The sequence below is a fragment of the Okeania sp. SIO3B5 genome (genome assembly GCF_010692555.1).
Taxonomy (GTDB): Bacteria; Cyanobacteriota; Cyanobacteriia; order Cyanobacteriales; family Microcoleaceae; genus Okeania.
In genome coordinates this window covers 1-9,889 of sequence record NZ_JAAHHG010000379.1, presented here as the reverse complement: position 1 = coordinate 9,889, position 9,889 = coordinate 1, and the positions used below count along the sequence as shown (strand labels likewise).

The window sequence follows — 9,889 nt, the reverse complement described above, 5'->3', positions numbered from 1 at the left end:
TCCTAGTTTGTTGGGAGGTAGAGGGAGTTGTATCTTGAGCTTGCCTCGTATGCTATGCCATAACTTAAGCCTTCTTATATCCTCCCACATCGAGTCAAAGTCGCTTCTAGAGTCACTTATGATAGAATTTCGATCTATCCGTTCATCTATGAATCTTAGATTACCCAAAATCTGATAAATCTCCATCTGTACAGAAAAGCCAAACTTTCCATCACTATATTTTACCCAAAGTTGGTCAATGGTGTGCAGGTCTTCACAAGGAAAATTATCTATATCTTCTGTATCTAACAAATGTGTAAAATTTCGCCTTGCAACTTTCAACTTTAGTTGATTTAAGTTTGGTTGAAAAACCTGTTTTTTTTAAGGATATCAAGATATGGATAATTGATAATTGATAATTAGAGATAGTTTTCATTATCCATTGATGAACTGTTTCCTAACAATAAAAAACTAAGTTACAGCAGTTTTCAGGTCAATGAACCACATAAAAAAATGATAACCCTGTAGAGACGTTGCATGCAACGTCCCTACTTTGTGGTCTACTAATCATGTAAACTTTACAGAGCGATCGCTAGCAAGATGGTGGCGCTACGAAAATTAATGATTTGGTTCACAGGTGAGCAAGATTGGTTTACAGGCGAGCAAGATGCTCGCACTGGAAATTTATTTCCCCAAAAAAATCTAAGACTTCGGTTTAGAAATTGAACTAACGTGCAACTCCTTCAATTGCTTTTGATCAACTTCAGACGGTGCATTTGTCAACAAACATTTAGCCTGTTGAGTCTTCGGAAATGCAATTACATCTCGAATTGACTCTTCACCAGCTAACAACATCACCAATCGGTCTAGCCCATAAGCAATACCACCATGGGGGGGCGTGCCATATTCAAAAGCTTCCAACAAAAAACCGAACTTACTATCAGCTTCTTCATCAGATAAACCAATAGCCTCAAACACTTTTTCCTGTACATTTCGTTGATATATCCGCAGACTACCACCGCCGATTTCATAACCATTAAATACCAAATCATAAGCCTGGGCTCGTGCAGTTTTCAAGTCATTAATATCATCTGGGTGAGGTGCAGTAAATGGGTGGTGCAAAGCTTCCAAACGTTTTTCATCCTCATTCCATTCAAACATAGGAAAATCTGTTACCCACAATAAACTAATTTTATCGCGGTCAATTAATCCCAACTCTTCACCCACTACTAAGCGCAAACGGTCTAAAGTTTTGTTGACAGTATTCACATCACCAGCACCAAATAATAGCAAATGACCAGGTTTTGCACCCGTGCGTTCTAACAACTCCTGTTTTTGTTCGTCGGTGAGGTTGTCTTTGATAGCTCCAATAGTATCTATTTTGCCTTTCTCTTTGACACGAATAAAAGCTAAACCTTTGGCACCTGCTTCACTTGCTTCTTTAAACAAATCGCCACCCGGTTTAATTCTAACATTGGATATGGCATCATTACCTCCAGGAATAGGCAAAACTTTCACTATCCCACCAGCAGCAACTGCTCCAGAAAATACTTTGAAACCAGAATCTTTCACTAAGTCGGAGACATTTACCAACTCTAAGCCAAACCGAATATCTGGTTTATCACTGCCGTAACGATCCATTGCTTCTGCATAAGTCAAGCGAGGAAATGGTAAAGGTAAATCTACACCTTTGACTTTCTCAAAAATATATCCCACCAACTTCTCATTTAATTGAATAATTTCCTCCTGAGACATGAAACTCATTTCCATATCTAACTGAGTAAACTCTGGCTGTCTATCCGCTCGCAAATCTTCATCTCGGAAACAACGGGCGATTTGATAATAACGGTCAAAACCGGAAACCATCAACATTTGTTTGAATAATTGGGGAGACTGGGGTAGGGCAAACCATTCTCCTGCATGAACCCGACTAGGAACAAGATAATCCCGCGCTCCCTCTGGAGTAGAGCGAGTGAGAATTGGGGTTTCGATTTCTATGAAATTTTCTTGGTCTTCCAGGAAACGGCGGATAGCTTTGATAACTTCATGGCGTAGTTGCAGGTTTTTAGTCATCCGTTCCCTTCTCAAATCTAAGTAGCGATATTTGAGTCGCAATTCTTCACGGACAGATTCTGTTTCAGCAGTGGAAACTTGAAATGGTAATTGTTTCCCTAAACCATTCAACAGTTTAATGTCATCGGCATAAATTTCAACTTCGCCAGTAGGAAGTTTGGAATTTAGAGACTCTTCAGGACGACGACTGACTCGACCTGTAATTTGCACGACATATTCATTGCGAATATCTCCAGCTATTTGATATGAGTCAGGAGTCCGCTCTGGGTCACTCACAATTTGGACAATACCCGTGCGATCGCGCAAGTCTAAAAAAATTACGCCCCCATGATCCCGACGACGGTCTACCCATCCACAGAGGTTTACAGTTTCTTCAATATTATTACTATTTAGTTGGCCGCAATAATAGGTTCGCATAATTATCTAAATTACAAATTTAGCTAAAAAATAAATTTTATCATTATATTACTGCGATGCCCGTAAATCATTAATAATTTTAGGTTAAATTCGGATTTATAGCGCTACGCACTAGGGAATAGGGAATAGGAAGTAGTAAGCTGTTAAAGGGTTTTTCCTCCGGACTCCGTAACAGGGTTTAGAAATGTCCTAACCTTAATGGGTAGCGCTATAACAAAAAAAATATTCTTAGGACTTACGCATTAGCCAGTAACGTTTTTTGCCGATTATTTGGGTGTAATATCATGTCCGGTAGCATCGGAGCGTGTATAAAATTAAGGTGACACTCTTGAGAAAACCTTCTGCCTCCTGCCTCCTGCCTCCTGCCTTCCTTCCACCAAAGTCTAATTATTCAACCGGACATGATATAACTCAGTTTTGAATCCTAGTAGCATAAAATACAAAATAGATAGTCATAGATTATGTCAAGCTGTTATATCATGTCCGGTAGCATCGGAGCGTGTATAAAATTGAGGTGACAATGAAAGAAAACCTTCTGCCTCCTGCCTCCTGCCTCCTGCCTTCCTTCCACCAAAGTCTAATTATTCAACCGGACATGATATTAATTACCCTGTCATAATTTCAAAATAAGATGCGTTCGCCCTGGGCGAACCCCTTTCTATATATAGAAAAAGCTATATATAGCTTTCAACTAGCTTGTCACCCTGCGAGCCCCGGGCAACTCAATCTGAACAGTAGTTTCTTGTTGGTAGGTACTGAAAATCAAGACTTTCCCCCCATACAAATCAACGATCTTCTGAGCAATCTTCAATCCCAAACCAACACCTTGCTGTTCATAGTTATAACGTTCAAATTGCATGAATGCCCCTATTTTATCAATTTGGTCTTGAGTCATTCCCCGTCCACAGTCACTAATATTGAGTTGAAATACCTCATCTACAACTTGACCACAGATTTTTACAGGAGTTTGAGGCTCAGAAAACTTAAAAGCATTGTCTAACAACTCATCAATTAACCACTGAAGATGTTGAGAAGTAAACCTAATTGTAGCAGCTTGAATTTCCAGAGTCAGATCATTGAAACGATCAAAAGTTTTAGCTTTGGCAGTTGCAATATCTGAAATAAAGGATGTTTCTGTTTTAGCCCCCTGAAGATCCATATCTGAAGTCCGATCATCTGGGGATTTGTGAGTTTCTAACTCTAAGTAAAGATAAGTTAGGAATCTTTGGGTCACTTTTTCCAAGCGTTTTGCCGATGTTGTGCCAATATTGATAATCTCTTGAATCTCTTCAGTATCCATTTCATCAAGATAATCATCGAGCAAAAGAAAACTGGACAAAACACCATTTAAAGGAGTGTTCAACTCATGGGATAAACTGCTAGCAAGATTTCCGCGCAACTCAGTCAAACTACTTTCTAGCAATTGGATAGTACTTTGTTGTAGTTTAGACCAGTTTTGAATCTTGTCGTATTGTTGTTTGATCCGTACCATAGAATGAACCCTAGCACGCAGTTCAAGACTATTAACAGGTTTACTGATAAAGTCATCAGCACCAGCAGCTAGGCAGCGAGCCAAGTCTTCTTTAGAAGTTAAAGCAGTAATCATAATTATCGGCACAGCCTGCCATTCTGGCATTGCTCTAATCTGGCGACAGACTTCTATACCATCTATGCCGGGCATCATCACATCTAGCAAAATTATATCGGGGTGAAAAAAAGTGCCCAGAGACTCAAGAGCATCTTGACCATTTGGTGCATAACTTAACTCGTAGTCTTGATTTAGGAATAAGCCTTCGATAACATCAAAATTTTCAGGTTCATCATCCACTACAAGAATTGAAATACTATTTTTCATTAAATGATTTTCCTTGTTAAAAATACGGGTTGAAACCCCCATTTCGTGATTCAACCAGCCGTTCAAATAGGTTGACTAATATCATGTCCGGATAATAGCGTGATAAAAAAGTTTTTGTTTGTAGTAGGGCTTTAGCCCTATCTATCTAAAGTTCGGGTTGAAGCCCTACTACAAGCTTTAATTATAACTATTCAACCGGACATGATATAACTCTCCCGTTATCATCTTTGATTTAACGGGAGCTTCTCAAGTAAAGAAGTTTCTTGTTTTGCTAGCGCAACGGGAGACCCCTTGCCGAATCAAACAGATTTTCCTGTTCCGGAGTAGGGTAAAACCTAAATTTGTATGCTTTTTCAACTATCTACTGTTTGCTTTTCAAGGAAAGTATTTGAGAGTCTGGAATCCACGTCACTTTAGTGCGTGGAGGAAAGATGAACGACGATTTTAACCGCCGTGATTTATCAAACAACGCAGAGTTTGTTTGAGCGGCGAATTAGTTTAACTTTTTTAGGAGAAAATTGCCCAAGTCGTTTCCAATTGTGGTCGTAAAGACTGATATTTTTGGCCTTAGCATCAGTAAAACCTCCAGCCCATCCGATACAGATTTTTCCTGATTTTTCAGCTATAACTTTATCGCCATAACGAACATTAAAAGGGGTGATTGTTCCTCCTTTCCGTTTGCGAATGCCACCTTTTCCTGCGTTATCGATCGGGTAATGCACGACGAAAATAAGCGGGTCTAGTTATTACTCGAAAAATGCTAGAAGTAATGTTTACAGAACCAATCCATCCCCAAGTATCACAGTTTTTCCTAGGAATTACTCCATAACGAATAAATTCACTAGCAGCCAAAGCAATACCATCTACTGCATGAGATTCAGGCACAGCAGCTCTTTGATTTTTGATTTTCTTCAATCCTAAATATTTACGGATTTGACTGGTTCCATTTTTATTTTTCTGCCAACCATAAATGGTTTTGACATCTGCAATAGATTTGAGTTGTTCAACGCACCAGTTTTGCCCAACCATAACTGGAGAAAATCCTTTGCCTGAACGTGCTCCTTTACGACCGCTAGTTAAATCTACATCGGCTTTAATCAGTTCGTAAACGATGGTAGTGATAGGAAAGACCTTAGAAAGTTCAGTAATGATCCTGATTTCCATTTCCCTAGATGCTCGAATAGATGGGGCTAATTTACCTTTTTTGCAACGATTATTGAATCGTTTTTGCCGATGGGGACGCTGGTTAAAAGGTACTTTTCTGTTAATCCTTCTGCCCCGTCGCAACCGACGCTGTAATGCTCTACCTTTAACATTTTTAACGACTTTTCCTTGTTTAAGGAAAGCAGAACCAAGTCGTTCTTTAACGCGCTCAAAAGGTAAAACTAGATGGGCAGTGTAAAATGTGAATTTAGCAGATTGAACTGCAATCCCTGTGTAGTTTTTACCAGGGTCGCAACCAACTGCTATTTTCTGAGTTTCACAACCCGATGGTTCAGCTACTAATCGAACATAATACAAACCCGCATCATTCCAATGGCCAGTAGCTTTTCCTTCCTTGACCCAACGACGTGCCCGCGATGCTTTTGTGGGCATTGCAGGAGAGCCATCAGGATTGTTAGAGTCGAGGGAGGAGTTACCTCCTCGCCCCTCTCCTTCAGAACGTAGCGTGCAGGTTTCCCCGCACTACGCTCCTAGATAATCTTAGGCTTTTGACATGCATGCCCATGTGGATATAATCATGGCATGACTCGTGTACTGCTAAAAGATTCTTAGGTTTCCAGTTGTCGTGGTTGCCGTCGATATGGTGCAGGTGTACCTTTTCGTTTCCGTCTAGGTAGTGTCCGCAGTGCCCACATTTGTAGCCTTGCCGTTTTAGCGCTTTGGCTGTGTGCCCGTCGTAAAGGTTGGAGTTTCTTTTGCTCCAGTAGAGAAGGTCTCCGTCGTATGGGGATTTTTCCGCTTTTACAATGACGAATTTGTTCTCGGAGTAAGGAACTGCCGGAAATGCTTGATTGACGAGTATTTTGGCTTCATTTTGGCCTTTGTTCTTGTCCGATTTAAACCGTTTGAAGGCATCGTGGCTCAAGTACCACAGGCTAAACCTTGACCCGTCCATCTTGCAATAACGATGGTAACTTCTCCAACCCCGTACTATTGATGCTAGCTTCTTCGCTTTGGCAGTGGTGGCTAATGCAGAATTGTTGACTATAGCTTTTACCTTCTTGCGGAATTTTTCGTAGTTTTCCTCTGAGGGAGTACATCGAAATTTCCCGTTTTTCTGCACTTTAAAGTGCCATCCCAAGAAGTCAAAGCCTGCCGTTGTCCGCGTAATCTTTGTCTTCTCTGCTGATATATTCATCCCTCGTTCAGCTAGGAATTGCTGTACATTTTCTAAAATTCTCTCAGCATCGTCTTTAGGTTTGAGGAAAAATACCATGTCGTCTGCGTATCTTACGGATGGATGTATCTCCTCTATGCCGTTTAATGCTATATTGGCCAGTAATGGCGATACGACACCGCCTTGGGGTGTTCCTTGTTCTGGGAACTCTGGTGACACTCCTGCCCTTAAGCATTTCCACAGTCCCGTTTTGATTTGTTGGGGGGCGATGACTTTGGACATCATCGCGCTGTGGCTAATTCTGTCGAAACATTTTTCAATGTCTAATTCGATTACCCTTTTGTTTTTGCCATTAGCTCGGCTGTATAGATTGTTAAAGACGTATTTTTGTGCGTCTTGTGTACTTCTGCCGGGCCTAAAACCGTAACTCCGGGCGTGGAATGTTACCTCATGTGCAGGTTCTAAGGCGTATTTGACAAGACACTGCCAAGCCCTATCTGCGATGGTGGGGATTTTTAGTGTTCTCATCTTCCCGTTTTTCTTAGGGATTTTAACTTCCCTTAATCCTTTGTGTTCCCATCGGTTTGCTTCTTTTAGCTTTTGTGCCAAGTTAAGCCGTTGTTGAAAGTTTAAGGATTTTTGTCCATCAACCCCACAGGTCTTTTGTCGGGTAGGATTGGACTGTTACCAGTCCGCACCCCCCTAAGAACCGTACATGACTGTCTCCAATCATACGGCTCAAGCCATACTTCAAGCCTTTTTCTTGGTTTTATGGTGTACCTGTTTGTGGCACATTTTGTGCAGGTGCATTAGGTTTTCTTGGTCGTTTAGTCCACCTTCTGCAACAGGTATTATGTGGTGGGTTTCGATTTCTTCCCCATTAAAGAGGTAGTCTCCACATATAGGACATCGATAGTTTTGGGTTTTGGCAATTTGTTCGTATTTAGAACCTTTAGCCCAGTAGTTTTTACCTTGTTTTCCTATGCGTTTTTCCCAGTATGTTTTGAGTTCTGGATTGTCTGGAGAATAATTTCCTGTAACTTTTATGTGTCTTGTAATCGGAGTTTGACTTACATTGTACAGGGTGTAGATTTTGTTCCGTCCCCGGCTGTCATCTCCTCTACACATAAAAGTCCATTCATTTCCTTGTACCGGATGGAAGTATCGATTTTTCACCCATCTTTTTCCTTTGTTGGGATGCCTACGCTTTGCCCAACGCCAAAGGTATTTATTTACACGATGATTAATGTAACTAAAGGTTTTCTTGCTGACCACCCCTTTGTAGTAGTTAGCAAAACCTCGGAGAATTGGATTCAGTTTAGTGAGCAGACTCTTTTGCGTCCAGGTGGCGCATTGGGAGATTGTGTTACCTATTTCTTTGCAAAATTTTAACACTTTCTCCTTCTGTGGTTTGATTAATAACTTGCCGTTGTATTGGCGTAGATTAAACCCTAGAAAGTTGAATCCGTCTTTGATATGAACTATCCGAGTTTTCTCCTCACTGATTTCTAGTCCTCTTGTTGACAACCATTGTTTAATCTGGATGAGGATTTGTTCAAGGGTTTCTTTGTCTCTAGCTGTAACGATAAAGTCATCAGCGTACCTGATGAAGCCGCCGCTTTGGTCTATTACCCCATTTATCTTTTGGAAGTTTAACGGAGTCTATTAGGTTTTCGATCCCGTGGAACCCTATATTTGCTAGTAATGGGCTAATTGCTCCACCTTGAGGTGTTCCTCTGTCGGTAGGGGTTTTTGTTCCCTGATAGACGTATCCAGCTTTTAACCATCCTTTGATAGTCTCCCTGGAGGGATGTGTCCCTATCAATGTCAGAATGGATTCATGGGCAATGTTATCAAAGAATCCTGATATATCGGCGTCTAGTACCCAAGTGTGTCTTGCTCCTCTTGGGTTGTTGACCAACTTGTTGAAGCATTGTGCTATGGCATCGTGACAACTTCTTCCAATTCTGAAGCCATAGAAATTTGACTCGAATTGGGCTTCCCATTCGGGTTCTAGACTATTTTTGACTATTACTTGCATGACTCTATCCCTAATGGTGGGAATACCAAGAGGACGTTTCTTTCCGTTGGATTTTGGAATGTATACTCTTTTAGTTGGTGAGGTTATATGATTCCAATTTACGGCCAGTTTTACCCTTTTCTCAGGCGTATCTATTACCTCCTTATCGATGCCTGGTGTCTTTTTACCTGTGTTGGTAGTGGTAATTTGTCTGATTGCTAGTAATAGGTTGGCGTAGGATTTCAATAACAATTTCTGCAACCGTCTTAATTGCTTCCATTGACCAAGTTTTCTGGCACGAAATATTCTCTTTCTGAGGTTATTAACAATCTTTCTGGCTTTCTTCCAATTGATTTGGTTCCAGTTTGAAAGCTGTTTCCTATGTCCATTTACATCTGGGTGATGTATCCAACTTTTCATAAGGATTCATTCCTTTCGAGAAGATTTTATTTCGTATATGACCCTAGTGAATTCTGCTATTCCTTTCGGTCAAGGGCAAATTTTTTAACCCTTATCCCATCTATTACGGATGGACTTTCGCTTTTTCACTCATCCTTTACCCTCCAGAGAGTTCGGCTTTGATTACTCGACCGCTTACCTTAGAGATTCGACCAACTCTATTGGACTCTGTAGGGCTTACCCTGTCGTATCAGTTAAAGTTTATGTTCTGGTTAGGATGGGTGTCTATTTCACGATAGGAATTTTGTTTCTACTTTGTTGAAACCGGGAACTTCAACAACCTACCTACTTACCTTTTGGTTCAAGCCTATCAGGAGTTTTTGGCTTGTTCTTAAGTGACGTGATTTAATCAACACCTTGGACTGTGTTCATCCTTCCAAAACTTTCCCTCTTGCTCCTCACTGTTTTACTCCTAACAGCTATGGCTACTTTTAGCGTCTGCACTCTGACCGTTTCGTTACCTACTTAGTCATGACGTACCGTTTTACGGGTTCCTCTATGAGGGTCTGGGGTAGAAATCCCAGAGAGGCTGAGGAGCCTCAGTTTAACTGACCTTTCAGGTCGCACTCCCAGAATTAAGCTGAGAGACTTGTCTTACAGCAAGCATCCTTGCGGCAAGGGACTTCAGCACCAAGCGTTGAAGATTTCTGACCTTGCGGAGGTCTCCATCCTGCATGGCTTTATAGACTCTCTTTTGTAGGCGGAAAAGGTTTTTCTGAAATTTCTTCCAGTTTTGATTTTTCCA

The 9,889-nt window shown here is 41.0% G+C and carries 10 protein-coding genes; all 10 read right to left on the bottom strand.

Annotation, left to right across the window (positions count from 1 at the left end):
* Positions 1 to 321: GUN4 domain-containing protein (locus F6K54_RS43330; protein WP_375342016.1), on the bottom strand; the 321-nt coding region annotated here is incomplete at its 3' end.
* A gap of 360 nt (positions 322 to 681) precedes the next feature.
* Entirely contained in the window at positions 682 to 2,469 is a 1,788-nt protein-coding gene (aspS, locus tag F6K54_RS32515) for an aspartate--tRNA ligase (protein WP_293087260.1), read from the bottom strand.
* 691 nt (positions 2,470 to 3,160) lie between these two features.
* On the bottom strand, positions 3,161 to 4,324 hold the full coding sequence (locus tag F6K54_RS32510) for a hybrid sensor histidine kinase/response regulator (protein ID WP_293087257.1): 1,164 nt from the start codon (positions 4,322 to 4,324) through the stop codon (positions 3,161 to 3,163).
* Between the two features lie 271 nt (positions 4,325 to 4,595).
* Positions 4,596 to 4,685: a helix-turn-helix domain-containing protein gene (locus tag F6K54_RS43325; RefSeq protein ID WP_366558297.1), complete on the bottom strand. Its 90-nt coding sequence runs from the start codon at positions 4,683 to 4,685 to the stop codon at positions 4,596 to 4,598.
* A gap of 100 nt (positions 4,686 to 4,785) precedes the next feature.
* Positions 4,786 to 5,046 (bottom strand): hypothetical protein, encoded by a 261-nt coding sequence (locus F6K54_RS32505; RefSeq protein WP_293087254.1) that lies wholly within the window; start codon positions 5,044 to 5,046, stop codon positions 4,786 to 4,788.
* Positions 5,027 to 5,920 (bottom strand): RRXRR domain-containing protein, encoded by an 894-nt coding sequence (locus F6K54_RS32500; RefSeq protein ID WP_293087251.1) that lies wholly within the window; start codon positions 5,918 to 5,920, stop codon positions 5,027 to 5,029. The genes F6K54_RS32505 and F6K54_RS32500 overlap by 20 nt, the downstream gene beginning before the upstream one ends.
* Before the next feature lie 61 nt (positions 5,921 to 5,981).
* Positions 5,982 to 7,274: a reverse transcriptase domain-containing protein gene (locus F6K54_RS32495; RefSeq protein WP_366558296.1), complete on the bottom strand. Its 1,293-nt coding sequence runs from the start codon at positions 7,272 to 7,274 to the stop codon at positions 5,982 to 5,984.
* Positions 7,275 to 7,415: 141 nt separating this feature from the next.
* On the bottom strand, positions 7,416 to 8,216 hold the full coding sequence (locus tag F6K54_RS32490) for a group II intron maturase-specific domain-containing protein (protein WP_293087261.1): 801 nt from the start codon (positions 8,214 to 8,216) through the stop codon (positions 7,416 to 7,418).
* Between the two features lie 43 nt (positions 8,217 to 8,259).
* Positions 8,260 to 9,105, bottom strand: a complete 846-nt coding sequence (locus F6K54_RS32485; protein WP_293087248.1) for a reverse transcriptase N-terminal domain-containing protein — start codon at positions 9,103 to 9,105, stop codon at positions 8,260 to 8,262.
* A gap of 595 nt (positions 9,106 to 9,700) precedes the next feature.
* A partial coding sequence (locus F6K54_RS32480; RefSeq protein ID WP_366558295.1) for a reverse transcriptase N-terminal domain-containing protein occupies positions 9,701 to 9,889 on the bottom strand: 189 nt, incomplete at its 5' end.